This window comes from Streptomyces sp. NPDC030991, assembly GCF_055571235.1.
Window position 1 is genome coordinate 93,785 of sequence record NZ_JBVIFR010000005.1, and the last position, 26,563, is coordinate 120,347.

Below are 26,563 nucleotides of genomic sequence, written 5' to 3' on the forward strand. Positions count from 1 at the left end.
GGGGTCGGCCGGGTCACGGCAGGTAGGTGTTGGTCCAGTCGGCGGCAGTGACGGCCGGGTCCTCGACCGCGCCGATCTCCTTGACGAACGCGGTCGTCCTCTTCCAGCCGGCGGCGGACTGCGCGGCGCTCCTGGGCCAGTCGACCTGGGCGACGGCGGCGCTCAGCACCGAGTCGGGCACGCCCGGCAGTGTCTTGCGGGCCGCCGCGAGAACCGCCTTGTCGTCGGACTTGTGCGTGGCCAGGTAGGCAGTCCCCTGCTGGACGGCGGCGGCGAACCCCTTCACCGTGGCGGTGTTGGCCTTGGCGAAGCTCTTCTGCACCACGACGGCCTGGCCGTATCCGGCGTCCGCGGAGGACCACTGCGGCACCTTCAGCGGATCGGCGACCACCACGCCGTCCCCCTCGTGCTGCACCTGCAGCGGGATCGGCTCGGAGGTGATGAACCAGTCGACCTCGCCCTTGGCCAGGGCGGCCTTGTCGGCGGCCGGGTTGGGCAGCGACACCCACTTCAACTCGGCAGGGTCGACGCCGTGGGCCTTGAGGAAGATGCCCGCCTCGGCCTTGGTGTTGGCGGAGCTGGCGCCGGCCGTCGAACCGGCCAGCGCCCGGGCCACCTCGGCCGCCGGGGTGTCGGAGGTCAGATGGTGCTTCTCGGCGAACTCGTCGCTGACGACGACGCCGAGCGGATTGCCGCCTCCGTTCGTGCCGATCGATATCTCCGGAAGCCCTTTGGAGAGGGCGGCCAGGAAGCTGGTCGGGCTGGAGTTGAGCACCTGCACCGAACCCGACTGCAGGGCCGATGTGCCCGTCGAGGCGTTCAGCGTCACGTACTTGATCTTGATGTCGTGCCGGTCGAAGTAGCCGTTCTCCTCCGCCACGCGGATCGACAGGTCGAAGACGTTGCCGCTGACGCCCACCGAGACGGTGGTCTTGCCGTCGGCGCCGACCTCGGCCTCCCCCTGGCCGCCGCAGGCGGCGAGCAGGGTGGCGCCGAGCAGTGCGGCCGACGTCAGGGCGAGGGTTCGTGCAGTGGTGCGGTGTCGCATGGGAACTCCTTTGTTCACCAGGCCTGTTGCGTACGGAAGAAGCGGAGCCAGAAGTCGGTGCGGACCGGGTCCGCGACATGCAGGGGGCCGAAGCGCGCACCGAGCTCCATGACGGAGCCCTCGTCCGGTGCGAACGCGGGCCAGTGGGGCAGGCCGGGGCCGTTGGGGTCGCCGGTGGCGGCGAAGTTGGTCCAGTAGCAGCCGAGCGTGCGGGCGACCTCGTGGTCCTTGTCGCTCCAGGAACCGGTGCCGCCCACGGGATTGCCGAAGATGTAGTCGATCTCGGATCCGTGGCAGGCGCCGCGCGGCGCGGACTCCCGCGCGGTGGGGCGGTGGGTCCAGAAGTACGTGTGCACGCCGCGGGTGGTGTGGCGGCTCCAGTCGACGCCCCACAGGTACGTGGAGAGCCGGGAGTTGTCGCGTGCCGCGGCGCTGCTCGCCCGGGCCGCCTCGTCGTCCGTGGCCGCCGGGTAGAGCCGCAGGTACTCCTCGGCCAGCGGCCCGAACTTGCGCCGTGCCGCGGTGCGGTGCTGGTCGAGCGTGACATGGACCGGGGGTGAGCCCGGCCGGACGGTGCGGCCCCCGCCGCGCACTGCGGCGACGAGGATCTCGGGGATCGCGCCGCTCTCGTCGAGGTTGCCCCCGGTGAGGTAGTCGACGTCGTTCTGCAGACCCTTGGTGTACGTGGTGTCGTAGCCCGCGGGGATCACCCGTCCGTCGACGACGGGGCGAAACAGCGGGGGACCCGCCGGGCCGCCGGTCTCGACACCGGAGTCGACCGGCTGGTGGCCGTCGATCAGCTTGTGCCAGTGCAGCGCCCGCAGTTCCCGGATGTTGCGGGCGCCGTGCTCCCGCATGTAACGGTTCCCCGCGCTCTCGGCGTCGGCCGGCAAGCGGTAGGACGTCGACAGGTAGCGCAACTCCGGGTCGCGTGCGTAGCGGGCGTGGCTCTGCGCGATCGCCCGGTGGAAGAGGCCATTGGCGAGCGGGGACATGGCGAGGAAGTTGACCGTGCCGGCGCCCGCCGACTGGCCCGCGATGGTGACGCGGTCCGGGTCGCCGCCGAAGTGCGCGATGTTGTCGCGCACCCAGCGCAGTGCGGCCACGCAGTCGAGCAGCCCGTAGTTGCCGCTGGAGTCCTCCCCCGACTCTCCGCTCAGCTCCGGTGTGGCGAGGAAGCCGAGGGCGCCGAGGCGGTAGTTGAAGGTGACCACGGTCAGGCCGCGGCGGGCCAGGTGCTCGCCGTCGTACCGGGGGTGTGCCCCCGTGCCTTCGCGGAAGCCGCCGCCGTAGATCCAGACGAGGACCGGGCGCCGCTCCCCGCGGTGGTCCGAGCCCGTCCAGACGTTCAGGTTGAGGCAGTCCTCGCTCATCGGCACGTCGACGCCGGTGGCGGCGGCCTCGGTCGGTGTCTGCGGGCACATGGGCCCGAACCGGTCGGCCTGCCGGACCCCCTCCCAGCGCGCCGGCGGCCGCGGTGCCCGCCAGCGCAGGTCGCCGACGGGCGGTGCGGCGTAGGGGATGCCGCGGAAGACGGTGACGGCGCGGTCCCGGCAGGCGACGCCTTCGACGGGTCCTGCTTCGGTGTCCGCTGTGGGGCGGCCCATTCGGTCCTCTCCGCCCCGGCCGCCCGTCAGCTGACGGGCGGCAGTGGGGACTTGTCGAGCAGCAGCGCCCGGCGGGCGGAGCCGACGTGATGGCGCATCGCGGCGTTGGCCGCGTCGGGGTTGCGGGTGACGACGGCGAGGAAGATGGCCTGGTGCTCCTCCAGCGAGCCGGTCCTCGGGTGCTGTGCGGACAGGTTGCGGTACTGCCGCATCACCAGCGGGTAGAGCAGGGTGTCGTAGGCGCGGGCCAGCGTCTGCTGGTGCGCGGCCAGCTTGATCTGCTGGTGGTAGCGCCGGTTGCACCGCGAGTAGGCGTCCTGGTCGCCGCGTGACTGCGCTTCCTCCATCTCGTGGACGGTGACGCGCAGCTCCTCGATCTCCGCGGCCGTGGCGCGTTCCGCCGCCTTGCCCGCGAGCGCTGCCTCCAGGATCTCCCGGGCCTCCAGGATGTCCGCCGCCTCCTCGGCGGTGAAGCTCCGGGTGCGCACCCCGCGATTGACCTCGCTGGTGACGTAGCCCTCCTGGGTCAGCCGCGCCAGCGCGGTGCGCATGGTGCTCCGCGACACGTCGAACATGCGCGTGAGGTCCGCTTCGGTCAGTCGTGTGCCGGGCGCGATGCTCCCGGACAGCAGCAGGGAGCGCAGCCCTTCGTAGGCATGGCTGTAGCGGGTGCCCGTCGCCTTCGTCCCGTGTGCGGCACCGATACTGTCGCTGTCCACCTTGACCGCCTTCGTCGTCCGTGCTGAGGGAAATCGAGGCGGGAACAGTAACTGACGGCATGGCAGGTCAGCTCCTGTGCCCCAGGGAGGGGTACAGGCGCCGGGCGGTGCCCGCGAAGATCGCCTCCCGGTCGTGTTCGGGCAGCCCCGCGAGGACTTCCTGAGCGAGGGCGAGCAGGTCGGGCAGGGATTGTTCGGCGGCCGGACAGTTCGAGCCCCACGCGATCCGCTGAGCGCCGAACGCCTCGACGACCGGTCCGAGGAAGTCACCGGCCCGCTCCCCGGCGTCCTGGAGCCGTTCGAGGTTGCGGTGGGTGAGCTTGAGGTGCAGGCCCGGGTGGGCGGCGAGCGCCGCGACCTCGGTTCCGGCTGCGGCGGGCGAGGCGGCGATGTCGGGGTAGCCGATGTGGTCGAGGAGGACGGTGACGCCTGGGAACCGCTCCAGGAGTTCGACCAGTTGCCTGGTGGCCGGGCCCAGCCGCATCTGGAGGCAGACCGGCAGGCCCAGCTCCCCGGCCTGCTCCCAGAAGGGGAACGTCTCCGGGGCGACGAACCATTCGCCCTGCGTGGGCACCGTGCTGCCGCTGGTGAACAGCCGCACGCCGGCGAGGCCGCCCTCGCCGGCCGCGACCTTGAGGTTCGCGGCGGCGTCCGGACGCAGCGGGTCGACGGTGCCGACGGCGACGAACCGCTGCGGCCACCGCCGTCCGCTGTCGAGGACGTAGGAGTTGTCGTAGCCGTAGTTCGTGGTGGCCTGGACGAGGACGGCCTGGTCGATGCCGGTCTCGTCCATGCGGGCGACCATGCCTTCGGCGGTCACGGGCCGGGTTGCGGCCCAGGCCGACTGCTTGCCCCCGATCGGGGCCTTGGGGTAGGCGGTCGGGTCTTCGGAGATGATGTGGCAGTGTGCGTCGACGACGTCCACGGTGTGTGCTCCCTGGTTCTTCGGTGTGTGCGGTGCGGCCGGCCGGGGTTCAGGCGTCCGGGTAGTCGCCCGCGGCGAACAGCGCGTGCGGGTCGTCGGGGAAGTCCGTGTCCAGCAGCCCCTGGTGCCGGGCGAACCGCACCATCGCGCGCAGGCTCGGCTCGTTGGCCGCGATGCCGTACGGGACGGGGTCGGCGCCGATGGCGCGCCCCTGGCGGGCCAGGCGGGGCACCGCCGCCCAGTCGGGCCGGTCGGCGAGGTGGCGGCGCTTGCTCCTGGCGAAGGCCGCGTACAGCTTGCCGGGCAGGGCCGGGTCGCCTTCGACGAGCTCGGAGCGGACCGAGATCAGCGAGTGCAGCGGGTAGACGCCGGTCCGCAGGTGGTGGTCCACGGCGAGCGTGCCGGCCTCGGGGAAGAGCGGGTAGGGGCCCGCGTCGCCGGCCGGCTCCGGGTCGGCCGCCGCTGTCCAGCCGGCCTGGGGCGCGCCCGCCCGGCCGGTTCCGGCGTTGCCGGTGAGCGCGGCGTCGATCTCGCCGGCGCGCAGCAGCTCACCGAGGGAGCGGCCGTCGGTGACCCGCTCGACGTTGGCCGGGGCGCGGCCCTCGATGTGGTCTTCGTCGTCCACGACCCAGGTGATCTTGTCGATGTCCACGCCGTACTCGTCACGGAGCACGCCCCGCACCCAGACACCGGTGCTCACCGAGTAGGCGCGCACGCCGACGCGGCGTCCCTCCAGGTCGCGCGGGACGCGGATGCCGGAGTCCGCGGCGCACTGCACGTCGCCGTGGTGGAAACGGCGGTTGAGGAAGACCGGTACGGCGGTGAGAGGTATCCCCGCCTGGCGCGCCATCAGGTAGGAGACCGGCGCCAGTTCGCAGACGTCGAACTCCAGGTCCCGGATCATCCGCCGGTAGGCGCCGATGACCGGCTTGACCTCCACCGGATCGACGGCGTAGCCGTCCATGCCGACGTCGCCGTCCAGCAGCGGGCGCGCGTGCGGGAACTCTCCGACGACCACAGTGAGCTTGTCCATGCCTGTCCTTCGCTTTTCTCTGTATCCGGTGTGGCGGTCCGTGATGCGGTCTCAGCCGCCGAGGCGCTCCGCTGTGACGCCCAGCGCGGCGCAGGTCCGCTCGACCAGCTCGTCGTAGTCCACGGCGCGTGGGATCACGTCCTGTTCCAGCGCGTAGGCGGCGGCCTTGGTGAACGCACCGCGCAGTGCCTCGAAACCGACCGGATGCAGGGCGACCGGGCCGCCCTCCTCCTTCGCGGCGAGCACCGCGCGCATCGCGTCGTACGCGGCGAGGACGGCGGCGGGGTGCTCGGCGGCGGCCGCCTCGGAGAGGCCGACCACGTGGTTGACCGGGATGAACCCCTGGTCCCTCGACCACTGTTCGGCGGCCTCGCGGGCGCCGACGACGGCGGTGCGGATGCGGTCGTCGGCGGGCAGTTCGTTGCCCATGATCCCGAAGTCGACCCGGCCGTCGAGGAAGTCCGCGGGCAGTCTGCTCCCCTGCGGCGCGCGCGTGACCCAGGACGGGTCCTCGGCGCCCTCGACGTGATGTCCCTCGTAGGTCGTCCAGTCGGCCTTGCGCAGATCGATCCCGTACTGCTCGGTGAGGAACCCGCGTACCCACACGCCGGTGGTCTGGCTCCAGGCGCGGACTCCGACGCTGTGCCCCTCCACGTCGGCGACCGACAGCTCGCCGAGGGTGACCAGGGTCTGGTGCTGGTGGCGGCCGAGCGTGGTGACCGGCAGCAGGAGGACCGGTCTGCCGTGGGCGACGGCCTGCAGCACCGTCACGATCGCCAGTTCGCACAGGTCGGCGTCGAAGCGGTTCACGAAGCCGCTGGAGGCCTTGTGCACCGGGGTGACGCCGACCCGCTCCGGCTCCGCTCCCGCCTCGCGGGCCGCCGACAGCGCGGCCGCCGCGAGATCGTCGCGGCCGAGAACCAACCTCATCGCGTTTCTCCTTGCTTGTGGTGCCGTTCGTGGTGCTGCCGCAGCAGGTCGATCCCGAAGTCGTTGCCGTTGGGCGTGCGAACGACGGTGTGGATGTGCCGGCGCGAGGGATAGTCGTTGTCGAAGAGCACGCCGGCCATGTGCTCGAACTCGACGAGAATGACCGGGCTGTGGAAGCGGTAGTAGAAGGTGCCGTCGGGGTCGCCGGCCCACCCGAAGCGCGTGTCGCCCTCATGGGCCAGCACCTCGTCCATGCGCGCCCGGGCGTGGGGGTCCCCGGCCCGGTTCACGTACAGGCCGAGGAGTCGCAGCGCGGTGGAGCGCTGTCCGGGGGCCAGGTCGCTCAGTCGCAGCCCTTGGTGGTCGAGTTCGAGGTTGTCCCGGAAGGCGCCGGCGAACAGCTCCGCCGGCAGTGTCTCCGCGATGACGGCCCGCTCCCGCTGCCCGCCGTCGAGCTGAGTGAACAGCTCGTGCCCGAGCGCCTCCTCGCCCCGGAAGGCGACCGTCCCCGCGTACGTGCCGGACCCGGCGATCACCGGTTCGGCACCGAGGAAGGTGGGGGTGAGGACCATCTGGTCGCCGACGTAGACGCAGTTGATGTTGACGTGGTGGCCGTCGAGCTGCCAGCCCCACGGGCCGCCGCTCTCCGGCTCCCCGTACAGGGAGAACCAGTACAGCCATTCGTTGAGTCCGTACGTGTTGTCGCTCAGCTCGCCGATGGTGAGGTTGAGCCGCATCAGGTCGACCATCTGCCGGTAGCCGTCGGCGCTCAGGCTCGCCGCGATGACGGCCAGGGCCCGCTGCCGCCCCGCGTCGTCGAACTCCTCCAGGCAGATGCCGTGGCGCAGGAAGTACCGGGCGCCGTTGTTCCAGTGCCGCCAGCTCACGTCGTCCATCGGGAAGCGGCCCTCGGCCAGCTGCTTCTCCGTGAGCCCGGCCAGGTACTCCTCCGCCGCCCTGTACACCGGGCGGACGTCCGCGCCGGTCGAGCGCAGCGGGAACAGTCCCGGGCGCACACCCTCCGGCGTGGTCACTCCGCGGAACGGCTCGTTCGCCGCCTGCACACGCCAGGCGACCTTCTCGAGCAGGTCCGGCGTCCAGGTCTCCGGCTTGCGGGTGGGCGGGTTGCCCCGCTTGCGCAGCCCTACCGGCTCTCTCATCGCTGCTCCTCCTCTCGATGTCCCGTCACGGGCGCGACCGGCCTGCGGCGCACCCGGTTGTCCGCTTGTTCATCCGTCGAGGAAGGCCGTCCGCCGCTCGATCGCGGCGACATCCACCGGCCCCGCGATGAGGCCCTGCTCTCCGGCGTACCGTCCGGCGATCTCCAGGCAGGCGGTCAGCGCCGTGCTCCACCCGGCCGCGACCGCACGCCCGGCGGGCGAGCCGTCGCGCTCCCCCGCGGTCGCCGCGATCGACTGCTTGAGCGCCTGGTGGAAGGCGCGCACGGCGTCCGGGTTCGCGCGCAGCACGTCGTCGCGCACCACCAGCAGATGGTTGGCCGGGATCGTGCCGTGCCGCTCGGTCCACGCGAGACCGGCTTTCTCGGCGTCGGCCACGAGCGGGACGAGGCCCGCGCCCTGCCCGCCGATCGCCTTCGGGCCGAGCACCGCGGCGGTGACGTCGCGGGAACGCAACAGGTCCACGACCCGCCCGGCCCGCGAGCGCTCCACGTTGAGCGGGTCGACGTACTCGGCGACATGGGCGTCCTCGGTGGTCACCCAGGTGACGTCCGACGCTTCGACCCGGTACTCCTCCCGCAGCCAGCCGCGCACCCACAGGCCGGTGGTCTGGCCGTACGAGCGCACGCCCACGCGCCGGCCGACGAGGTCGGCGGGGCTGACCTCCGGACCTTCGGGCAGCCGGGTCAGCGAGCGGTGGTGGGTACCGCCCACCAGCACCACGGGCAGCAGCGTCACCGGGACACCTGCCTCCCGGGCCTGGAGATACGTGGCCATCGGCAGCTCGCAGATGTCGTAGGCCAGGTGACGGACCATCCGCGCGAAGGCCGGCGGCAGCGGGGCGGACTCCAGGAAGCGGCAGTCCACCCCGTCCACGGGGACAGTGCCGTCCTTCAGCGGCCGGGTGTGCGCGTGGTTGCCCAGCAGCACGGTCAGCGGTGTCGGTAGGTGTGTCGCGCTCATGTCGCTCACACGTCCTCGCCGTACTGGATGCGCCGGTACGGAGTGCTCAGCACCTCACGTGTGATGCGGACGTCGATGACGGTGGGCCGGGGGCTGCGGACGTACTCGGCCAGCGCGTTCCGCAGCTCCTGCACGGTGCGGACCGTGGCTCCGCCGCCGCCCAACGCCTGGGCGACCGTGCCCAGTTCGGGGGTGGAGATGGTGGCGAGGTCCGGGTCGAGGCCCTTGGCCCTCGCCTTGTGGTACTCGGCGCCGAGACCCTGGTCGTTCATGACGACGACGAGGAGCGGGATGTCGTAGCGGCACGCCGTCTCGAACTCGGAGAGGTGCATGAGGAAGCTGGCGTCGCCCTCGACCACGAACCCGGGCTTGTTGCCCTGCGCGACCATCTGGCCCATGGCGATCAGCGGGGCTTGGCCGATCGCGCCGAACATGCCGTAGTTGGAGAGCACCTCGCGGGAGCGCTGGAAGAGCATGGTGCCGAAGTCGGTCTGGTGGCCGCTGCCCAGGACCAGGCCCATCTCGCCGGGGAGTTCGTGGTCGAGGATCCAGATCGCCTCGCGCGGGTCGAGCCGTCCGGGTTCGTGCACGTACGCGGGCTGCTGGACGCGGCCGGTCAGGTGCTGCCTGACCTGGTCGGTGTGGAAACCCTCGATGCGCACGGAGCGCCTCTCCAGCTCCTGGGCCAGCTCGGTGAGCGCGGTGACCGCATCGGCCTGGAGGTAGCAGTCCGCGCCCCTGCCGTTGCCCATCACCAGGTGCGGGGCCGTGTCGATCTGGATGTACTTGGCTTCCGGATAGAGGTAGCCGCTCTCGATGGTGTAGTGGTTCAGGCTGGCGCCCACCGCGACCACGCAGTCGGCCTCCTGGAGCAGCTCCATCGAGACCTTGTCGCCGAACAGGCCGGAGAGACCGACGTGGAAGTCGGTGCGGTCGCACAGCCAGTTCTTCGCCTGGAGCGTGGTGGCCAGCAGGGCGCCGGTGCGCTCCTGAAGAGTGAGGATCTGCTCACCGGAGTCCGACTTGCGGGCGCCGCGGCCGGCGATGATCACCACCCGCTTGGCGTCCTGGATCACATCGCAGGCGGCCTGGACCTTGGCCGGGTCCGGCAGCAGCCGGGACTTCTCGATCAGGGCGGTGGAGGGTGTGTAGTCCTCGTCGTAGTCGTCGAGTTCGGCGACCTGGACGTCGAACGGGGCACTGATCATGACGGGCTTGGACTCGGTCCGTGCCAGGTAGAAGGCCTGACGCACGGCCTCCTGGGCGTTCTCCGGCCGGGTCACGTGGAGGAAGTCGCACTCGATGGCGGCGGCGAAGCGGCGTTGGTCGAGGTACTGGGTCGCGCTCTCGTCGCCCAGCGCGGTCTCCCCGCAGAACGCGACCAGCGGGGTGCCCGCGCGGCTCGCGACGATCATCGAGGTGGCCAGCTGCGAGACGCCGGGGCCGCTGGTGGTGGTGACCACACCCGGCTGCCCGGCGCCGCGGGCCCAGCCGTCGGCCATACCGAGTCCCGAACCCTCGTGGCGCACCTCGTAGAGGCGCACCCCGCGATCGGCGAGCGCTGCCATCCAGTGCATGTTGGCGTCGCCCATCATGCCGAAGACGTCGCTGGTGCCCTCCCGGACGAATGCCTCGGCGAGTGCTTCGTAGACCTTCACTTCTGGAGCTCCTTCACGTTCGCCGCGGTTGTCGCCCGCGACTTCAGGACGCCTTCGAGCCGTCGGAAGACCCGCAGGGCGTTGCCTCCGTAGATCGCCTGCCGGTCGGCATCGCTCAGGCTCTCGATGGAGTCGAGGGTGTATTTGGTGTCGTCGAACCGCCGCCCGGTCTCCGGGTCCACGCTGCGGACGGCGCCGATCATCTCCGAGGCGAACAGCACGTTGGCCGCGGGGATGATGTCCAGCAGCAGTTCCATGCCGCGCTTGTGGTACACGCAGGTGTCGAAGCTGACGTTGCGCAGGATCGACTCCTCCAGCGGCGGCCGACCGCGGTCCTGCATCATGCCGCGGTAGCGGCCCCAGTGGTACGGGACGGCTCCGCCGCCGTGCGGCAGGATCAGCCGCAGCGTCGGGAAGTCCGTGAACAGGTCCGACTCGCACAGCTGCATGAACGCGGCGGTGTCGCCTGCGAGGTAGTGGGCGCAGGTGCCCTGGAGCGCCGGGTTCCTCGACATCGCGACGTGGACCATCGCGGGGACGTCGAGCTCGACCATCTTCTCGTAGAGCGGGTAATAGACGCGGTCGGTGAGCGGCGGCGCCTGGTAGTAGCCGTCGGACGGGTCCGGGTTGAGCAGGCATCCGACGAAGCCCGACTCCGCGACGCAGCGCTCCAGTTCGTCGACCGAGTTGCGCACGGAGGCGGGCAGCGCGTCGCCCGGGGACTGCGGGAGCTGGCACACGCCGACGAACCTCTCGGGGAAGAGGGCGCAGACGCGGGCGATCAAGTCGTTGCTGACGCGCGACCAGTCGAGGCTGGTGCGTTCGTCGCCGTAGTGGTGGGCCATCTTCCCCGCGCCCGGCGAGAAGAGCGTGACGTCGGTGCCGCGCTCGGTCTGCAGCTTCAGCTGACCGTTCTCGATGGCGGTACGGATCTCGTCGTCGCCGATGCGCAGTTCGTCGGGTGAGACCCGGGCGCCGGACTCTTCGTAGGCGCGGATCTGCCTCTCCCGCCAGGCGCCGAGTGCGGGCGGCGCCGTGGTGAAGTGGCCATGACTGTCGATGATCATGAGTTGCTCCGAGACATGTGATGCGGTGCGGTGCGGTCGCGTGGTGCGGGCGCGGGGCCCGTCACGCGCGGCCGGTCAACTCCCGGGCCTTGCGCAGGCCGGGGTAGGTGCGCACCGGGGACGACATGAGGAACCGGTAGCCGTCGTCGAGGACCTGCTTGACGTTGTCGGCGGTGACGTGCGGGTGGCCCACGGCGACACCGCGTTCGGCGCAGATGCCGAGGATCCGCCGCTTGCACTCCAGGACACGGGGGTGCTCGTACTGGCGGGGAAAGCCGAGTTCCTGGCTCATGTCGCCCTCTCCGATCAGGACCAGTCCGATGCCCGGGACCTGGTCGAGGATGTCGGGGAGGTTCTGGATGCCGAGCTGGTCCTCGATCATGAGACCGACGAGGATCTCTCCGTCCGGGGCGAGCGGCCACACGTCGGCCCTCGTGTAGTACTCGGTGTTGGAGACACCCCAGTAGCGCGTCGCCGCGTGCGGTCCGTCGCCGCGCAGCCCGGCGGGCTCGTGGAGCGGGGCGTCGGGCAGCCGGGGGTAGCGGCAGGCGGCGACGGCGTTGCGGGCCTCGTCCACCGTGGAGATGTGCGGCCAGATGATGCCGAACGCCCCGAGGTCGAGGGCTTGTTTGGCGTGCCATTGCGCCTTCTCCGCGCCGTTGGCGGGGATCCGCACGAGCGGGGTGACGTCCGGGGCAAGGCTCTGGGCCTCGAAGACGCGGCGCCTGTTCAGCAGGTACTGGAAGCTGTCCTTCAGCGCGTTGATGTCCCAGGGCTTGTGCTCCATCTCGAACACGACGGCGTCGTAGTCCGAGGTGCTCAGCTCGATCGCGGCGGTCGGTTCCGCGGCGGAGAAGGTCGCGAGGACGTGCTCCCCCGCGGCCAGCGCGTCGATCACCTTGTTGAACCTGGACGTTGTCATCGACGGCCCCCCTGGTCGAGTGGTTCGTCGGAGCTGTTCTTCGCGGGCGGCGCCGGCCGCGTCACTTGCGCCGACTGCTCCTGTCGGGCGGGGCGCCGAGCCGTCCACCACGCGCGCAGTCGGGCGAAGAGACCGGTCGGGCGGGGCCGAACCGTCTGTGTGTCGCCGGAGGTCGACGTGTCCGGTGCGGCGGAGACCGCGGTCACCGGTTCGGCCGGTCGCGGAGCACACTTCTCGACCAGCTGGCCGGTGAACTCCTTGGTCATCCGGGAGACCACCATCCCGGCGCCCGACTCGATCAGTTTGGCGAGCTTGCCGTTGAGCTTGATCTCTCCGTCGCAGAAGACACGCGAGGTGCCGGGAGTCTCCCCCTCGACGACCCGGAACGTGGCGCCGGCACTGAACCTGGTGGCGCCCTGGCCGTCCGCGCCGCGGGCGTTGAGGCGGCCCTCGTGGGCGGGTTCGTCCAGGTCGAGGGAGACGCGGGCGGCGAACGTGACGCGCAGGCCGCCGAATCTGATGGCCAGCGTCCCGTCGAAGGATCCGTCGTCGTGCGACGGCCCGAGCGCGGCGCCGCCGATGCAGGAGACGACGGCCGCGGGGTCGGAGACGACCTCCCAGACCCGGTCGGGCGGACTCGGTACGGAGATCTCTTCCGTGATCGATATCAAAGCGGTGAACCTCACTCGCGGCAGGTGTGCGCGTCATGGCGGAGAAGGGCATGCCGGAACGGGAGGACATGCCGGAGCAGCGGGCATGACGCCCCGACCTGCGGGACAACGTGGTGACGGAGCCACGGCGGCGGGCTCCGGTGACGGGGGCCGGCCCGGGAGGGGCCTCGGCCGCGCTACGCGGCGGTCTTCCGCTCGGCGGCGAACAGGCTCCAGAGGTCGTTGTAGAGCTCCGCGAACTCGGGCGACTCGACGAGCGAGCCGATCTGGCGCGGGCGCTCGAAGGGGACCTGGATGACGCGGCGGATCGTGCCGGGCCCCTTGGACATCACGATGACCTCGTCGGCCAGGTAGATGGCCTCGTTGAGGTCGTGCGTGACGAAGATCAGGGTCCCGTTCTGCTCGTGCCAGATGTTGAGCAGTTCCTGCTGCAGTTCTAGCCGGGTGATGGCGTCGAGCGGCCCGAACGGCTCGTCCATCAGCACGATGGACGGGTTGTAGATCAGCGCCCGTGCGATTGCGCAGCGCTTCTGCATGCCGCCCGACAGCTCCCGGGGGAAGTGGTTCTCGAAGCCGGTCAGGCCGACGAGCTTCACCCAGTCGGCGATGCGCTCCTCGCGCTCCTCCTTGGCGACCCTGCGGAACTTGAGCGCGAGGCCGATGTTGGCCCGGACGCTCAACCAGGGCAGCAGGTGTGACTGCTGGGTCACGTATGCCGCATCCGAGTTGACGGTCGTGACCGGTTCACCGGCGTAGTGAACCTGTCCCTGGGTGGGGGTGAGCAGTCCTGCGGCGAGGTTGAGGATGGTGCTCTTCCCGCAACCGCTGGGCCCGATCACGGCGACGACTCTGCCTCGATCGACCTTGAACGACACGTCCTCGATCGCCGGCCGGTGCGTGCCGGGGAACTGCAGGGTGACGTCGTCGAGACGGAGTGCCTCCGGGTGGGAGTCGCGCTGTGTGGTCGACATATCTGTCTCCTCGGCCTCCTCCCAGCGGGAAGCTGAAGCGGGGCCGTGCGCTCGCAACTGTGGCGGCGTTCGTGGGTGGCGGTGCAGTGACAGTGGTACGTCCGATGCACGCGAAGGGGCATCGAAGGCGGCTGGTTTCTTCTGCTGGTGCAATCTCCGGCGAGTGCTCACGCCGTTGAGATTGTCCGACAACCTTCGAGTGGAACGTAACACCACCCCCAGGGCGGCACAAGAAGTGTGCAGGAAGAAGCTGCTATTCACAGGAACGGGGGCCCACGACCAGCAAGGACTGTCGGACAAAGGCCAGTTGAGACCTGGAAGACGTGTCCGGGTACCGAACATCAGTGGCCGGTTCCGCGCGGCTGGGGCCGCCACCGGGAGGCGCGGCCGAGCAGCCTCTGCCCGCGCCCCTCACGCTCGGCCGGGAACATCTCCGCGGTGCGCAGCCGTGTTGATGCAGGTGGAGTTGATCGCGATCGCGTTGGTGAGCCGGTCCGGCTCGACGAGTTCGCCGATCAGCTTCTGCCGCGCGGGATTGTCGGACACGTTCGTGAGGCCGAGCCCTAGCGGGCACCGGTGACGATGCCGAGCGCGGTTCCGCTGTGCGTGAGGTCGAGGGTCAACCGGCCGCACGGGCCGGGGCGTCGTCCTCGTCGCCGGGCCGGGTGTTGAGCAGCAACGCACGTCGGGCGGAGGCCACATGGTGCCGCATCGTGGCCGCGGCGGCATCGGGGTTGCGGGTCAGCAGCGCCGCCAGGATGGCGCGGTGCTCATTCAGCGAGCTCGCCCGCGGGTGGCTGCGGGTGAGGTCGCGAAACTGTCGCATGACCAAGGGGTAGACGAGGACGTCGACGAACCCGGACAGGATGGGCTGGCGGGCCATGGTCCGCACGTGCAGGTGAAAACGTCTGTTGAGACGGGAGTACTCGGCTTCGTCGTGCGCGTCCTCGGCGGCGCCCATCTGCCCGCAGATGTCGGTGAGTTCGGCGAGTTCCGACTCGGTCGCGTGGATGGCGGCCTTCGCGGCCAGCGCCGATTCGAGTACCTCGCGCGCTTCGAGGACGGCGGCCGCCTCCTCGATCGTGAACACCCGTGTTCGCACACCTCGGTTGGGCTCGCTGGTGACGTAGCCCTCCTGCGCGAGCCGTACCAGGACCGACCGTACGGTGCCCCGCGAGACGTCGAGCCGGCTCGTCAACTCCGCTTCCGTGAGGCGGGCGTTGGGCGGGAAGTGACCTGAGACGATCAGGTTGCGCAGGTCCTGGTATGCCTGCGTGAACCTGCTCGACGCCACGGAATCCGGGGAGTCGGACCCACCGGTCTCCGGCGTACTCATCCCGCCCACGGATGCGTCCGCTCATGGCGGTATCGGCAGGTCACGCCAGCCCCTCGCGGAAGTCACAGTCTTTGTCGAACAAGTTCAGGGAATGTAACAGTGATAGCCGCACACACACAAGGTTTTCTTTCGGCTGTGCAGTTGGATTGTTCAACAATTGAGTCATCCTGTGTACGGGCGGTGCGGCGTACTTGATGCAGGGACATGGCAGGAACGTACCCGTAGACGTGGAGTCGTCCCGCCGGGCCGCAGCCGCTGTTCAGGCGGGCGCCCGCAGGGCCAGGCCGGGGTACACGGCCTGTGCGTCTGTCAGGAGAGGTCGGTTGGCGGCCAGGAGGCGGCTGCCGTCGGGGTGCCGGTAGACACGCTCGGCCACGTCGTCGAGGGTCTCGCCTTCCTGGACAGTGACGAAACGCGGAGTGATCCCTTCCTGCCCGGAGTTCACCCGGTCCTCGACCTCGGCCACTCCGAAGACATTGCCCAGCGCCAGGAGAATCTTCTCCTTCTGTTCCTGGACGGCCGCGTCACCGGCCACGGTCACCGTGGCCCCCTCGACACTCACCTGGAAATGGTCATACGTCAGCTTCAGCTCTTCCAGACGCCCCTTGAGCTGAGCCGCGGCCTTCACCGGCTCGCTCGACAAGGGAATTTCCAGCTGATGGCCGACCTCGGGCCGAAACGCGTATGTCGTCATTCCGACTCTCTACCCCGGTCGGCGTCCCACCCGATCACCAGAAGCGAAGCCGGGGGACGTGACCCACCTCGGTGTCTACTGCGGCTTCGCCGGCGAGGTCGAGGGCGAGCGAGCCGCGTGCCGTGCGGCAAGGTAGCCGAAGACCAGACCGGAACCTATCTGGCAACCTGCCCCGGGGTACTCCGAAGCCGCCATGGAATGGGCATCATTGCCGCAGGCGTAGAGACCCGAGATCGGTGCGTCGACGTCATCGAGGACCTGCGCCTCCGCGTTCGTACGCAGGCCCAGCGAGGTGGCCAGCGGGGTGGGGACGACCGCGAGCGCGTAGAAGGGGCCCCTCTCGATCGGGCCGAGGTTGACGTTCGGGGCATGGTGGGGGTCGCCGAACTGACGCCCGTAGGGGCTCGCCCCTCTGCCGAACAGCTCGTCAACGCCCGTCCGTGCGGCGCGGTTGCTCTCGGCGACCGTGTGCTGGAGACCCTGGGCGTCGATGCCGGCGGCCGCGGCGAGGTCTCGCAGTGTGTGCCCTGTACGCAGGTAACCCGAGGATATGTGTCGCTCGAGGGAGCGTCGGCCGATGTGCGGGCGGACCATGCCGAGGCCGTACTTCTTCAGTGCCCGGGCATCGGTCACCAGCCACGCGGGGATCGTGGGCACGGACGCATGTCCGCTGTACATGGCCCGCACGAAGTGGTGGTACGAGGCGGACTCGTCGGTGAAGCGGCGGCCGGCCGCGTCGACGGCGATGATGCCGGGCTTGGCGCGGTCCCAGATGTGCGGGAAGACAGCGGTGGAACCGTCCCGGCGACGGCCTGTGGAGCTGGGGAACCAGAGGGCGTTGTCGGCATCGGGTGCGCCGAGCGTGCCACCTACCGCGCGGGCGAGAGCGAAGGAGTCGCCGGTAGCGCTCTCGGCTGCCCGCGTGAACCGCGGTGCGGGCGCGGGAAGATGAGCGGTGCGCAGCTCGGCCGCGGCGGGGAAGCCGCCGGTGGCCAGGACGACACCTCTGCGGGCGCGTACGTGGATGGTGCGGCCCTGGTACGAGACGACCGCGCCGATCACAGCGTGCGAGGCGTCGGTGATGAGCTCAGTGGCACGGGCGGTGAACCAGATGTCGCCGCGGCGGCGCAAGAGTTCGTGGTAGAGCCGTGCGACGAGGGCGTTACCCATGGTCAGGCGGGTTCCGCGGGGCCAGCCGGCCGCCCGGTCCCGCGCCCAGCGCAGGCCGAGGCGCAGGGCCAGGAGGACGCCGCGCGGTGCTCCGTCGTAGATTCTGAGCAGCTGGTCGACCTCGGAGCGGCGGACCATGAGGGTGCCGCGGAGAAGGGCGAACTCCGGGACGGGGAGCCGGATGCGGGCGAATCCGGCCCGGCCCAGTGCGCGGCCGTCGAAGGTATGGGGTTCCAGGGCGCGGCCGACGCCGTAGCCGGGTATGTCGGGGTGATAGTCGACCGCGGCCTCGGAGTGCCAGAACCCCATGCCGAGCTGCTTCTCCAGGTAATCGAGCGTCTCGGGTCCGTGAGCGAGGTAGCTTTCGCGCAGGGATCGGGGGGCACGGTCTCCGATCAGGGTGTCGAGGTAGCTGCGGGCCGCTTCGGTGTCGGCCGCCGGATCCTGTTGGCGACGGTGGCCCGGAATCCAGGCGGTTCCGGCTGAGTAGGCCGTGGTACCGCCGAGCCACTCGGTCTTCTCCAGCACAAGGACGCCGAGGCCCTCCTGGGCACCGACGGCCGCCGCGCCGAGGCCACCCGCGCCGGAGCCGAGGACAAGCAGATCTGTCTCGTGGTCCCAACGGTCCGTCATGCGGTGACGATCCTTTCACGTGAAGCCGTCGTGCTCAGGTGTCTCAGCGGGTCACAGGCCCAGGTAGACCTCACGCACGCGGGGGTCGTGGCTGAGTGCGGCCGAGCTGCCGGTCATGGCTGCCTCGCCGTTCTCCATGACGACGCAATGGCTGGTCGCTCCGAAGGTCAGTTTCGCGTTCTGCTCCACCAACAGCAGGCTCAAGCCCTCGTCCCGCAGCTTGAGCAGCACGTCGAGGATGCTGCCGACCAGTTTGGGCGACAGCCCCATGGAGGGTTCGTCCAGGATGAGCAGGCGCGGTCTGCTCATGAGAGCCCGGCCCATCGCGAGCATCTGCTGCTGACCGCCGGAGAGTGCGCCCGCGAGTCGGTGCCTCATCTCCCCGAGGACGGGGAAGAGGTCGTAGATCTCGTCGAGCTGCTGGTGCACCTCCTTGTTCCAGGCGCGGGCGTACGCGCCCAGGAGGAGGTTCTTCTCCACGGGCAGGCCGGCGAAGACGTGCCGGCCCTCGGGGACGTAGCCGATGCCGTGGCGGACCATGTCGCGGGCCTTGGCCTTGGAAAGGTCTGTCTCGCCCAGTGTGATGCGGCCGCTGCTGCGCGGGACGAGTCCCATGAGGGCTTTGAGTGTGGAGGTCTTGCCGGCACCGTTGGCGCCGATGATCCCCACGGACTGGCCGGGTTCCACGGTGAAGCCGATGTTGCTGACGGCGCAGACGCCTCCGTAGTGCACGCTGAGGTCGTCCACGGTGAGCCGGGGCGCCGGCCCCAGGGGGGTGGAGTTCACGATGTCGCCTCCTCGGCGTGGTGCGGCCGTGCGCTCTGCGCGGGTCGCTCGGGCTGGAGGTCGCTGAGTTCGGTGTCGCCCAGGTAGGCCTCGATCACCTCGGGGGTGGCGACGACGTCCTGAGGTGTTCCCTCCGCGATGATCTTTCCGCTGGACAGGACGGTGACCTTTTCGCACAACGACATGACCAGGCCCATGTTGTGCTCGATGAGGACGACGGTGGTGCCGCTGTCGCGGATCGAGCGGACGATGCGGACGAGTTGCTGCACCTCCTCGCCGTTGAGTCCGGCGGCCGGTTCGTCGAGCAGCAGCAGCCGTGGGCCGCTCGCCATGGCGCGGGCGATCTCGATGCGGCGCTGGATGCCGTAGGGAAGTGATGTCGGGTCAGCGTCGGCGAAGTCGACCAGGCCGAAACGTTCGAGGATGTCGTCCGCCTGGGTGCGCAGGCGCCGCTCCTGCTGGATGACTCCGGGCTGCCACAGTGCGTAGCGCCAGATGGCGTGGGTGCGGGTGCGGTCGAGAGCGACGAGGACGTTCTCCCGGACGGTCAACTGGCCGAACAGGCGCAGGTTCTGGAAGGTGCGGGCCATGCCTGCCAGGGACAGGGCGTAGGGGCGGGCGGTGGTGGTGTCGGCGTCGGCGAAGTGGACGCGGCCGGAGGTGGCCCGGTAGAAGCCGCTGATGACGTTGAACAGGGTGGTCTTGCCGGAACCGTTCGGGCCGACGATGCCGCGGATCTCCCCGCTGTCGACGGTGAGCGAGACGGAGTCAAGGGCGCGCAGGCCGCGGAATTGTTTGCTGACCGAGTCGATGCGCAACAGCGCGGCAGGTGCCGGGGCCCGCACCGGTTCGTACGGGGTGAAGGCACGTAGTTCGGCGCGCGCGGTCCGGTGGCCGCGCCGGTGGTGGTAGAGGGAGCGGACGCGGGCGGGGATGCCGGCCACTCCGGTGGGGGCGAAGACGACCATGAGGACGACGACGACTCCGTAGCCGAGTTGGGCGTAGGTGGAGAAGTCGGAGAGCCATTCGCGGACGAGGGTGAGGCCGATGGCGCCGATGACGCAGCCGACGAGGGAGCGGCGGCCGCCGATGATGACCATGGCGAGGAGGATGAACATGTTGCTGATGGAGAACGTCTCGGGCGCCACGTAGCGGATGAGGCCGCCGTAGAGGACTCCGGCGAGTCCGCCGTAGAGGCTGGCGAGGAGGAAGGCGGTCATGCGCAGGAGCGGGATCTCGGCGCCCATCGCGCCCGCGGCCAGGGAGTCGTCGCGCATGGCGCGCAGCCGGCGGCCGAGCGAGGTGTGGACGACGAAGAGTCCGAAGACGAGGCCGACGGCGAAGACCAGGGCCTCGAGGTAGTAGTAGAGGTATTCGCTGGACAGGTCGATGCCGGGCAGGGTGGGCACGGGGATGCCGGAGATGCCGTCGGCGCCGCCCGAGATGTCGGCGTTGGTGATCCAGTTGATGAAGCCGAGGGCGAGTCCGAGGGTGACGATTCCGAGGTAGTGGGACTGCATGCGCAGGGCGGGGATCCCGACGAAGAGCCCGGTGGCGATCGCGGCCAGCAAGGCCAGCACGGCGGCAAGCCAGAATCCGTGACCGAAGTGCGTGGTGAGGATGGCGAGGCCGTAGGCGCCGACGCCGAAGAAGGCGACCTGGGCCAGATTGATCTGGCCGGAGATGCCCATCGCGAGTCCCATGCCGATCGCCAACAGGGCGTAGATGAGGGCGATGTTGACGACGTGGATGGTGTAGGTGCCCAGACCGTAGGGCAGGGCCCAGGCCGCAATGGCCACCGCGCCGATGGCGGGGATACGTGTTTTCATGCGCGGCTGACCGTCCTTTCGCCGAAGATGCCGGTGGGCCGGATCATGATCGCCACGGTGAACACCAGGAACGTCACGAGGACCGAGTAGCCCTGGAAGTGGCCGGCGGCGTAGGAGTCGAGGACGCCGATGATGATGCCGCCGGTCACCGCGCCGTTGATGGAGCCGAAGCCGCCGAGCATGGCGGCGGCGAACCCCTTGATGCCGAGCGCACCGCCCAGCGAGGCGTCCACGTAGAGCATGGGGCCGACGAGCCCGCCGGCCAGGGCGGCGAGGCCCGCACCGATGGAGAAGGCGAGAGCGTTGCTGCGCCCGACGTTGATGCCGATGGCGGTAGCAGCCTCATGGTCCATGGCGACGGCCTGCATCGCGACGCCGCGCTTGGTGCGGGACAGGAAGAAGCTGAGGGCGACGACGGCGAGTGCGGCCACCGCCATGACGAGCAGGTCGTAGGTGCGGATCCGGATGCCGAGGACGTCCAGGGGTGCGGAGTCCAGGGGTGAGGGGACGGCGCGCCCTGTGGTGCCCCAGATGAGGATGGCGACGGCCTGGAGGACGATGCCGAAGCCGATCGTGCCGATCAGCATCAGGTCGAAGTCCTTGTTCTCCAGCGGTCGCAGGACCCGCTCGATGACCAGGCCGATGGCGCCGGTGACGACGATCGCGACGAGCATCGCGACGGCGAAGGGGAGCTTGGAGGTGAGGTAGAAGGTGGAGGCGGCGTACGCGCCGATCATCGCTATGTCGGCGTGGGCGAAGTTGACCAGGCCCATGGTGCGGTAGACGAGCGAGAAGCCCATGGCCACGAGGGCGTAGACAGCACCTAGGCTCAGCCCGCTGACGAGTGTCTGGAAAGTGTCCTGCACGACGGCCTCACTTGTGTTCGACGAGCTTGCCGTCACGGATGACGCCGATGGTGGTCCTGGTGATGCCGACGCCGTTCTCACCGAACCGGAAGGTGCCCAGCAGGCCGTCGTAGGTGGTGTCGCGGATCGCGTCGGCGAGCTTCTTGCCGGTGGCGACGTCGCTGTTCTTCAGGGCCGTGAGGACGATGTTGGTGCCGTCGTAGGCCTTGGCGCCGTGGAGTTCGGCCTCCTCGCCGTAGGCGGCCTTGTAGGCGGCGGCGAACTTGGTGGCGGCGGGGCTGATGTCGTTGCTGAGGTAGGGGGAGCTGACGAAGGTGCCCTCGGCGGCCTTCTTGCCGGCGGTGTCGATGAAGACGGGGGTGCCTTGCGGGGCGGCGCCGGCGAAGGGGGCGTCGATGCCGAGGTCGCGGGCCTGCTTCACGATGAGTCCGGCCTCGACCTCTTCCGATCCGACGAAGACGACCTGCGGCTTCGCCGAGCGGATCTTGGTCAGTGCGGCGCTGAAGTCCTTCTGGTCGGTGGTGACGACCTGGTCGGAGACCGGGGTGACACCGAGGTCCTTGACGGCCTTGGTGAAGGCGTCGTGCTCGCCCTTGCCGAAGGAGCCGTTGTTGGAGATCATCGCGATCTTCTTGAAGCCCTTGTCCTGGATCAGGAACTTCGCGAGTGTGCTGTCGTACGTGGTGCTGGTGGGCCCGTTGAGGAACAGGAAGGGGCTCTTCTGCGCGACGAGGGCATCCGCCTGGCCGGAGGTGATGTTGGGGATCTCGGACTGCTTGAGCACCGGCGCCATGGCGACGGTGACGGCGCTCTCCGCGGTGCCGATCATGGCGATGTAGTTCCCGCTGGCTATCTTGCGCGCCAGGTTGGTGCCGGTCGTGGGGTCGCCCTGGGAGTCGAAGGACTTCATCTGGATCGTGCGGCCGTTGATGCCGCCCTTCTTGTTCCACTCGTCGATGGCGAGCTTGGCGCCCTTGTACTCCCACTCCCCCAGCGACGAGAGCTGACCGCTCCGGGCGTCGACAACGGCGATCTTGATGGGCCCCGAGCCGGACCCTGCGTCTTCGGACTTCTCTCCCGGAGCGCTGCAAGCGGTCACAGCGGTCACCAGGGCAATGGCCACGATCAGCAGCGGGTACGTCGCGGACGGACGGCCGGTGCGATTCATTCGGTCACCTCATAGTTGGGTGGAGGACACGGGTGATGCGGGCGGGGGCGACGGGACTCGGCCCGCCGGCCACGGGGGCGGCCGGCGGAGATGACACGGGCGCGGAGGGTGCTGGTCAGACCGTGTCGGCCGGGAAACGACCGGCGTAGATGTCCTTGATGTTCCAGTGGCCGGGTGTGGGCACCGGTTCGTTGACCATGGGAACGTCGAGGACCGCGGGGCGGCGGCGCTCGACGGCGTCCTGGAGCGCCTTGCGCAGGTCCGCCGGTGAGCTCACGGCGTAGCCGTCGGCGCCGCAGGCCCGGCCGTACTGGGCGAAATCGGGGCTGTAGGCACGGCCGTCGGCGTCGGTGAACTCGCATCCGTAGGAGCGGCCGAAGGCCGATGCCTGAAGATCGGCGATGGTGCCGTGCGCCCGGTTGTTCATCACGACGAAGATGACCGGCGCCCCCTGCTCGACGGCCATCGGCACGGCGGGCAGCTGGGCGCTCATGCCGCCGTCACCGATCAGGGCGACGACGACACGGCCGGGCTGCGCTATCTGCACGCCCACCGCCGCGGCCGGTCCGAAGCCCATCGTCGAGGCGCCGCCCGGGGTGATGAAGCGGCCCTGCTCGGGCAGTTCGTAGCACTGGGCGACGCCGTTCTTGTTCCAGCCGACATCGGTGACGAGTACGGCGTCGTCGGGCAGGGCTTCGCGCAGGTCGGTGAGGATGCGCTGGGGGCGCAGCGGGAAGTTGTCGCTGCGGCCGGCGTCGGTGGCCGCGTCGAAGACCGCGCTACGGGCGGCGGCGATCCGCTCGCGCAGTCCAGGGCGGGTCAGTGCCGTGGTCCGCCGGGCCCTGATGGCCGCGCCGATGGCGTTCAGGGCGAGTTCGACGTCGGCGACGGCGCCGATGTGGACCGGGTAGTTGCGGCCGATCTCGGCGGGGTCGATGTCGATCTGGATGAGCTTGCTGGGCGGGAAGTTCCAGGTGTAGGTGGCGTCCCAGCTGCTGGCGTCGGTCTCGGCGAAGCGGGTGGCGAGGGCGAGGACGACATCGGCGCCCTTGGTGTGTTCGTGCGTGGTGTCCAGACCCCAGAATCCCGGCATGCCCAGGAGCAGGGGGTGGCGGTCCGCGAGGGCGCCCTTGCCCATCAGGGAGTGCGCGAGGGGGATGTCGAGGTGTTCGGCGAGGTCGAGCAGTGCGGCGCGGGCGCCGGTGCCGCGCAGACCGCCGCCGAAGTAGATCAGTGGGCGTTCCGCCTGGAGGAGGGCTTCGGCGATGCGGTCGGCGGTGGCTCCGTCCAGTCCGGGGCGGCCGACGTGGCCGGGGAGCGGGTGGTCGTCGGCGTAGGGGGCGACAGGGCGGTTGAACAGGTCCATGGGCACGTTGATCAGGACGGCGCCGGGGCGGCCGCTGGTGGCGGTGAAGAAGGCCCGTTCGGTGACGCGCGGCAGGTCCTGGGCGCGCTGTACTTCCCAGGTGCGCTTGCAGAAGGGCTTGTAGATGGCCGTCTGGTCGGCGTCCGCGTGGAGGTTGACCTCCTGGTGGGGGTGGCGGCCGTAGTAGTAGGAGGGGATGTCCCCGGTGATGACGACCAGGGGTACGGAGTCGAGGGCGGCGGTGGCGACTCCGGTGACGGCGTTCATCATGCCGGGGCCGACATGGGTGAGCAGGACGCCGGGACGGCCGGAGGCGCGGGCGTAGCCGTCGGCGGCGTGCGCGGCGGCCTGTTCGTGACGGGCGATGACGAACTCGATGGAGCTGGGGCCGAGGGCGTCCAGGAGCGCGATGTTGGTGTGGCCACACGTACCGAAGACGTACTCGACGCCGTAGGACTCGAGCTGGGCGACGAGGGCCTCGGCGGCATTCACAGTGGTCACGAGTTCTCCTTGGGCAGCTCGCGGCTGTCGCCCCAGACGGACAGGCCGCGCAGCACGAGGGTCTTGACGACGCTGTAGTCGTCGATGAGCCAGCGGGGGGCCTCGCGGCCGAAGCCCGAGTCCTTCACACCGCCGAACGGGATGTGGTCGAGGCGGAAGTTGGAGGAGCCGTTGACGATCAGAGCGCCGACCTCCAGGCGCCGCCAGGCGGTGATGACGCGAGTGAGGTCATGGGTGAACAGCCCGGCCTGGAGCCCGTAGCGGCTGGTGTTGCACTGTTCGAGGACGGTGTCGAAGTCGTCGTAGGGCAGGACGGCCACCAGCGCGCCGAACACCTCGTGGACGACGACGGAGGCGTGGGAAGGCGGATCGGCGACGATCGTGGGAGCGGCGGTGGCTCCGTCACGGGTGCCGCCCCGGATGACGCTGCCACCCAGGTTCTGGGCTTCCTTGGACCAGGCCACCACGCGTTCGGCCGCGCTCTCGTCGACCATGGACCCGATGTCGGTGGTCTCCAGCAGTGGGTCGCCGACCACGAGGGCGTCGACGGCGGCGGTGAAGGCATCGAGGAACTCGTCGTAGCGGCTGCGGTGTACGTAGACACGCTGTACGGAGATGCAGCTCTGGCCGGAGTTGCTGTAACCGGTGCGTGCGCAGATCTGCGCGGCGGCGCCGGCGTCGGCGTCCTGGCAGACGACGGTCGCGGCGTTGCCGCCCAGTTCGAGGGCGAGCCGTTTGGCACCTGCCGCGCGAGCCACCGCGGCCCCGGTCTCGGCGCTGCCGGTGAAGCTGATGACGCTCACCTGGTCGGCCGCGCACAGGGCGGCGCCCACCTCCCCGCCGCCGTGCAGGAGTTGGACCGCCTGGTGCGGCATGCCGCTGTCCAGGAGGAGCGCGACGACGGCTGCGGAGATGGCCGGGGCCTGGGGCGGGGCCTTGACCAGGGTGGTGTTGCCCGCGGCGAAGGAGGCGCCCAGCTTGTGGGCGAGCAGGTTGGCGGGCGCGTTGAACGGCGTGATGGCCAGGGCCACGCCGGCCGGGGCGCGGTAGGTCAGTGCCGTGTTGCCGATGCCGGTGTCCCAGCCGGCGACGGGGAGGTTCTCGCCGTCGATGCGGCGGGCCTCGGCGGCGCAGACGGCGAAGGTGGAGGCGACCCGGTCGATCTCGGTACGGCTGTCCTTGAGCGGTTTGCCGAGTTCGAGGGCGAGCAGGCGGGCGAGCCGGTCCCGGTGGACGGCGGCGTTGCGTGCGGCGGACTCCAGGATGTCGGCCCGGGCCGACGGTGCCAGGTCGGTCATCTGTTTCGCGTACTGGGCGGCCCGGGTGACGGCGGTGTCGATCTCCGCTGCCGTCGCGGTGGCGGCACGACTGACCGTGCGTTTGAGGTAGGGGCCGGTGCGTTCCTGGGGCGGACCTTCGCCGCCCCAGGATCCGGAGAGAAAAGGAGGGGCTTCGACGGTGTCGTTCTCGTCAGCAGCCTTGAGAAGGTCTTGCAGCATCACATCTCCAGAAGAGAAACCATCTAGTGGTTTCCGTGGACTGCTCTGTGGGCTGGCGTGTAACGTACGGGCGCCATGAGGCCGTGGCAATAGGGCGGCGCGAAGAAGTTGAAATCCACGGTTTCCCCGGCCGGAAGAAGCCGCCCCGGCCCCGGCAACCGTTCCGGGCTGCGGCGATCACCCCACTCACCGAAGGAGAGAACGTGGACGCGGAGCAAGAGCAGGGCGGTGGTGGGGTGCGCAGTGTGCGCCGCGCCCTGGACATCCTGTCGCTGCTGACCGAAGATCAGCCCACTGTCCCGCTGAGGGACATGGTCGACGCCAGCGGTCTGCCCAAGACCACCGTGGTGCGTCTGGTGCAGACCTTGGAGCAGTACGGACTGCTCTGGGCGACCCCAGGCGGTTACACGGCCGGTCCAGGGCTGTGGCGGTGGGCCCATCTGGCACACACCAGCTGGGAACTGCCCCCGGACACGCAGAAGTTGCTGCGCGAGCTGGTGGACCGGCGTGGTGAGACAGCGAATCTCATGATCCGGCGCGACATCCACCGCGTCTGCGTCGCCCAGCAGGAAAGTCCACAGCCACTGCGGCACGTGGTGAAGGTCGGCGACGAACTGCCGCTGTGGGCGGGCGCCTCCTCCAAGGTGCTGCTCATCGGCGCCACCGACGGCCTCCTGCAGCGGGTGGCCGGCGGCTCGCCGCACGGCGTGGCCCATGCCGAACAGTTGCGCCTGTGGGCGGAGGAAGCGGCCACTCGCGGATACGCGGTCAGCCACGGTGAACGCGATGTCGGCCTCACCGCCGTCGCCGTACCCATCCGCATCCCCTCAGGTGTGGCTGTCGCATCCCTCTCGCTCAGCGGCCCGAGCGTCCGCATTCCGCAGGCGGCCACCGAGGAGTTCGCGGCCGACCTGAAGGAGACGGCCACCCGCATCGCCCAACAGGGCTTCCAGCACCCCCTAGGGCCGCCGCGCACTTGACCCGTACGCCCACAGGGGCGCCTCACGCGGGGCGCCACTGGAA

General features: G+C 70.0%; 24 protein-coding genes. 1 reads left to right on the forward strand and 23 read right to left on the reverse strand.

Annotated elements, in window-relative coordinates; translation table 11 throughout:
* Nucleotides 1-13: 13 nt before the first annotated feature.
* The 23 genes from ACZ45E_RS11715 to ACZ45E_RS11825 form a co-directional block, all read right to left on the reverse strand.
* Nucleotides 14-1,048: an ABC transporter substrate-binding protein gene (locus ACZ45E_RS11715; RefSeq protein WP_468219405.1), complete on the reverse strand. Its 1,035-nt coding sequence runs from the start codon at nucleotides 1,046-1,048 to the stop codon at nucleotides 14-16.
* A 14-nt stretch (nucleotides 1,049-1,062) separates the two neighbouring features.
* On the reverse strand, nucleotides 1,063-2,655 hold the full coding sequence (locus tag ACZ45E_RS11720) for a carboxylesterase/lipase family protein (protein WP_468219408.1): 1,593 nt from the start codon (nucleotides 2,653-2,655) through the stop codon (nucleotides 1,063-1,065).
* A gap of 26 nt (nucleotides 2,656-2,681) precedes the next feature.
* The gene (locus ACZ45E_RS11725) at nucleotides 2,682-3,374 is read right to left on the reverse strand and encodes a GntR family transcriptional regulator (RefSeq protein WP_468219410.1); all 693 of its coding nucleotides are present in this window, start codon (nucleotides 3,372-3,374) and stop codon (nucleotides 2,682-2,684) included.
* A gap of 67 nt (nucleotides 3,375-3,441) precedes the next feature.
* Nucleotides 3,442-4,299, reverse strand: coding sequence for an amidohydrolase family protein (locus tag ACZ45E_RS11730; protein ID WP_468219413.1), 858 nt, complete (start codon nucleotides 4,297-4,299; stop codon nucleotides 3,442-3,444).
* A gap of 49 nt (nucleotides 4,300-4,348) precedes the next feature.
* Nucleotides 4,349-5,332, reverse strand: coding sequence for an ABC transporter substrate-binding protein (locus ACZ45E_RS11735; RefSeq protein WP_468219414.1), 984 nt, complete (start codon nucleotides 5,330-5,332; stop codon nucleotides 4,349-4,351).
* Between the two features lie 51 nt (nucleotides 5,333-5,383).
* Complete coding sequence (locus tag ACZ45E_RS11740; protein ID WP_468219416.1) at nucleotides 5,384-6,262, reverse strand: hypothetical protein; 879 nt, start codon at nucleotides 6,260-6,262, stop codon at nucleotides 5,384-5,386.
* Complete coding sequence (locus tag ACZ45E_RS11745) at nucleotides 6,259-7,422, reverse strand: DUF3500 domain-containing protein (protein WP_468219418.1); 1,164 nt, start codon at nucleotides 7,420-7,422, stop codon at nucleotides 6,259-6,261. The genes ACZ45E_RS11740 and ACZ45E_RS11745 overlap by 4 nt, the downstream gene beginning before the upstream one ends.
* Before the next feature lie 69 nt (nucleotides 7,423-7,491).
* A complete protein-coding gene (locus tag ACZ45E_RS11750; protein WP_468219421.1) occupies nucleotides 7,492-8,403 on the reverse strand; it encodes a substrate-binding domain-containing protein in 912 nt (303 codons plus the stop codon).
* A gap of 5 nt (nucleotides 8,404-8,408) precedes the next feature.
* Nucleotides 8,409-10,061: a thiamine pyrophosphate-binding protein gene (locus ACZ45E_RS11755; protein WP_468219422.1), complete on the reverse strand. Its 1,653-nt coding sequence runs from the start codon at nucleotides 10,059-10,061 to the stop codon at nucleotides 8,409-8,411.
* Nucleotides 10,058-11,128, reverse strand: coding sequence for an amidohydrolase family protein (locus tag ACZ45E_RS11760; RefSeq protein ID WP_468219425.1), 1,071 nt, complete (start codon nucleotides 11,126-11,128; stop codon nucleotides 10,058-10,060). The genes ACZ45E_RS11755 and ACZ45E_RS11760 overlap by 4 nt, the downstream gene beginning before the upstream one ends.
* A gap of 61 nt (nucleotides 11,129-11,189) precedes the next feature.
* On the reverse strand, nucleotides 11,190-12,050 hold the full coding sequence (locus ACZ45E_RS11765) for an HpcH/HpaI aldolase family protein (RefSeq protein WP_468219427.1): 861 nt from the start codon (nucleotides 12,048-12,050) through the stop codon (nucleotides 11,190-11,192).
* On the reverse strand, nucleotides 12,047-12,721 hold the full coding sequence (locus ACZ45E_RS11770; RefSeq protein ID WP_468219429.1) for an SRPBCC domain-containing protein: 675 nt from the start codon (nucleotides 12,719-12,721) through the stop codon (nucleotides 12,047-12,049). Before ACZ45E_RS11770 ends, ACZ45E_RS11765 begins: the two co-directional genes overlap by 4 nt.
* 176 nt (nucleotides 12,722-12,897) lie before the next feature.
* Nucleotides 12,898-13,692, reverse strand: a complete 795-nt coding sequence (locus ACZ45E_RS11775; protein ID WP_468219432.1) for an ABC transporter ATP-binding protein — start codon at nucleotides 13,690-13,692, stop codon at nucleotides 12,898-12,900.
* Between the two features lie 411 nt (nucleotides 13,693-14,103).
* Nucleotides 14,104-14,238, reverse strand: coding sequence for a hypothetical protein (locus tag ACZ45E_RS11780; RefSeq protein WP_468219435.1), 135 nt, complete (start codon nucleotides 14,236-14,238; stop codon nucleotides 14,104-14,106).
* Between the two features lie 73 nt (nucleotides 14,239-14,311).
* On the reverse strand, nucleotides 14,312-15,028 hold the full coding sequence (locus ACZ45E_RS11785; RefSeq protein WP_468219438.1) for a GntR family transcriptional regulator: 717 nt from the start codon (nucleotides 15,026-15,028) through the stop codon (nucleotides 14,312-14,314).
* Between the two features lie 259 nt (nucleotides 15,029-15,287).
* Complete coding sequence (locus ACZ45E_RS11790) at nucleotides 15,288-15,722, reverse strand: BON domain-containing protein (RefSeq protein ID WP_468219440.1); 435 nt, start codon at nucleotides 15,720-15,722, stop codon at nucleotides 15,288-15,290.
* Between the two features lie 75 nt (nucleotides 15,723-15,797).
* Nucleotides 15,798-17,525 (reverse strand): FAD-binding protein, encoded by a 1,728-nt coding sequence (locus tag ACZ45E_RS11795; protein WP_468219443.1) that lies wholly within the window; start codon nucleotides 17,523-17,525, stop codon nucleotides 15,798-15,800.
* A gap of 51 nt (nucleotides 17,526-17,576) precedes the next feature.
* A complete protein-coding gene (locus ACZ45E_RS11800) occupies nucleotides 17,577-18,311 on the reverse strand; it encodes an ABC transporter ATP-binding protein (RefSeq protein WP_468219444.1) in 735 nt (244 codons plus the stop codon).
* Nucleotides 18,308-20,140 (reverse strand): branched-chain amino acid ABC transporter ATP-binding protein/permease, encoded by a 1,833-nt coding sequence (locus ACZ45E_RS11805; protein ID WP_468219446.1) that lies wholly within the window; start codon nucleotides 20,138-20,140, stop codon nucleotides 18,308-18,310. Before ACZ45E_RS11805 ends, ACZ45E_RS11800 begins: the two co-directional genes overlap by 4 nt.
* Nucleotides 20,137-21,006, reverse strand: coding sequence for a branched-chain amino acid ABC transporter permease (locus tag ACZ45E_RS11810; protein ID WP_468219449.1), 870 nt, complete (start codon nucleotides 21,004-21,006; stop codon nucleotides 20,137-20,139). The genes ACZ45E_RS11805 and ACZ45E_RS11810 overlap by 4 nt, the downstream gene beginning before the upstream one ends.
* Nucleotides 21,007-21,013: 7 nt before the next feature.
* Nucleotides 21,014-22,174: an ABC transporter substrate-binding protein gene (locus ACZ45E_RS11815; protein WP_468219451.1), complete on the reverse strand. Its 1,161-nt coding sequence runs from the start codon at nucleotides 22,172-22,174 to the stop codon at nucleotides 21,014-21,016.
* A 115-nt stretch (nucleotides 22,175-22,289) separates the two neighbouring features.
* Entirely contained in the window at nucleotides 22,290-24,041 is a 1,752-nt protein-coding gene (locus ACZ45E_RS11820; RefSeq protein ID WP_468219453.1) for a thiamine pyrophosphate-binding protein, read from the reverse strand.
* On the reverse strand, nucleotides 24,038-25,540 hold the full coding sequence (locus ACZ45E_RS11825; protein WP_468219456.1) for an aldehyde dehydrogenase family protein: 1,503 nt from the start codon (nucleotides 25,538-25,540) through the stop codon (nucleotides 24,038-24,040). Before ACZ45E_RS11825 ends, ACZ45E_RS11820 begins: the two co-directional genes overlap by 4 nt.
* Nucleotides 25,541-25,743: 203 nt before the next feature.
* Here ACZ45E_RS11825 and ACZ45E_RS11830 point away from each other — a divergent pair, with 203 nt between their 5' ends.
* Nucleotides 25,744-26,520, forward strand: a complete 777-nt coding sequence (locus tag ACZ45E_RS11830) for an IclR family transcriptional regulator (protein ID WP_468219458.1) — start codon at nucleotides 25,744-25,746, stop codon at nucleotides 26,518-26,520.
* Nucleotides 26,521-26,563: the final 43 nt, after the last annotated feature.

Excerpts from the sequence above, each read along its gene's own strand:
- ACZ45E_RS11715 (WP_468219405.1), bottom strand. The coding sequence starts at position 1,048 with ATGCGACACCGCACCACTGCACGAACCCTCGCCCTGACGTCGGCCGCA.
- ACZ45E_RS11720 (WP_468219408.1), bottom strand. The coding sequence starts at position 2,655 with ATGGGCCGCCCCACAGCGGACACCGAAGCAGGACCCGTCGAAGGCGTC.
- ACZ45E_RS11735 (WP_468219414.1), bottom strand. The coding sequence starts at position 5,332 with ATGGACAAGCTCACTGTGGTCGTCGGAGAGTTCCCGCACGCGCGCCCG.
- ACZ45E_RS11740 (WP_468219416.1), bottom strand. The coding sequence starts at position 6,262 with ATGAGGTTGGTTCTCGGCCGCGACGATCTCGCGGCGGCCGCGCTGTCG.
- ACZ45E_RS11745 (WP_468219418.1), bottom strand. The coding sequence starts at position 7,422 with ATGAGAGAGCCGGTAGGGCTGCGCAAGCGGGGCAACCCGCCCACCCGC.
- ACZ45E_RS11750 (WP_468219421.1), bottom strand. The coding sequence starts at position 8,403 with ATGAGCGCGACACACCTACCGACACCGCTGACCGTGCTGCTGGGCAAC.
- ACZ45E_RS11760 (WP_468219425.1), bottom strand. The coding sequence starts at position 11,128 with ATGATCATCGACAGTCATGGCCACTTCACCACGGCGCCGCCCGCACTC.
- ACZ45E_RS11765 (WP_468219427.1), bottom strand. The coding sequence starts at position 12,050 with ATGACAACGTCCAGGTTCAACAAGGTGATCGACGCGCTGGCCGCGGGG.
- ACZ45E_RS11775 (WP_468219432.1), bottom strand. The coding sequence starts at position 13,692 with ATGTCGACCACACAGCGCGACTCCCACCCGGAGGCACTCCGTCTCGAC.
- ACZ45E_RS11785 (WP_468219438.1), bottom strand. The coding sequence starts at position 15,028 with ATGAGTACGCCGGAGACCGGTGGGTCCGACTCCCCGGATTCCGTGGCG.
- ACZ45E_RS11790 (WP_468219440.1), bottom strand. The coding sequence starts at position 15,722 with ATGACGACATACGCGTTTCGGCCCGAGGTCGGCCATCAGCTGGAAATT.
- ACZ45E_RS11795 (WP_468219443.1), bottom strand. The coding sequence starts at position 17,525 with ATGACGGACCGTTGGGACCACGAGACAGATCTGCTTGTCCTCGGCTCC.
- ACZ45E_RS11805 (WP_468219446.1), bottom strand. The coding sequence starts at position 20,140 with ATGAAAACACGTATCCCCGCCATCGGCGCGGTGGCCATTGCGGCCTGG.
- ACZ45E_RS11815 (WP_468219451.1), bottom strand. The coding sequence starts at position 22,174 with ATGAATCGCACCGGCCGTCCGTCCGCGACGTACCCGCTGCTGATCGTG.
- ACZ45E_RS11825 (WP_468219456.1), bottom strand. The coding sequence starts at position 25,540 with ATGCTGCAAGACCTTCTCAAGGCTGCTGACGAGAACGACACCGTCGAA.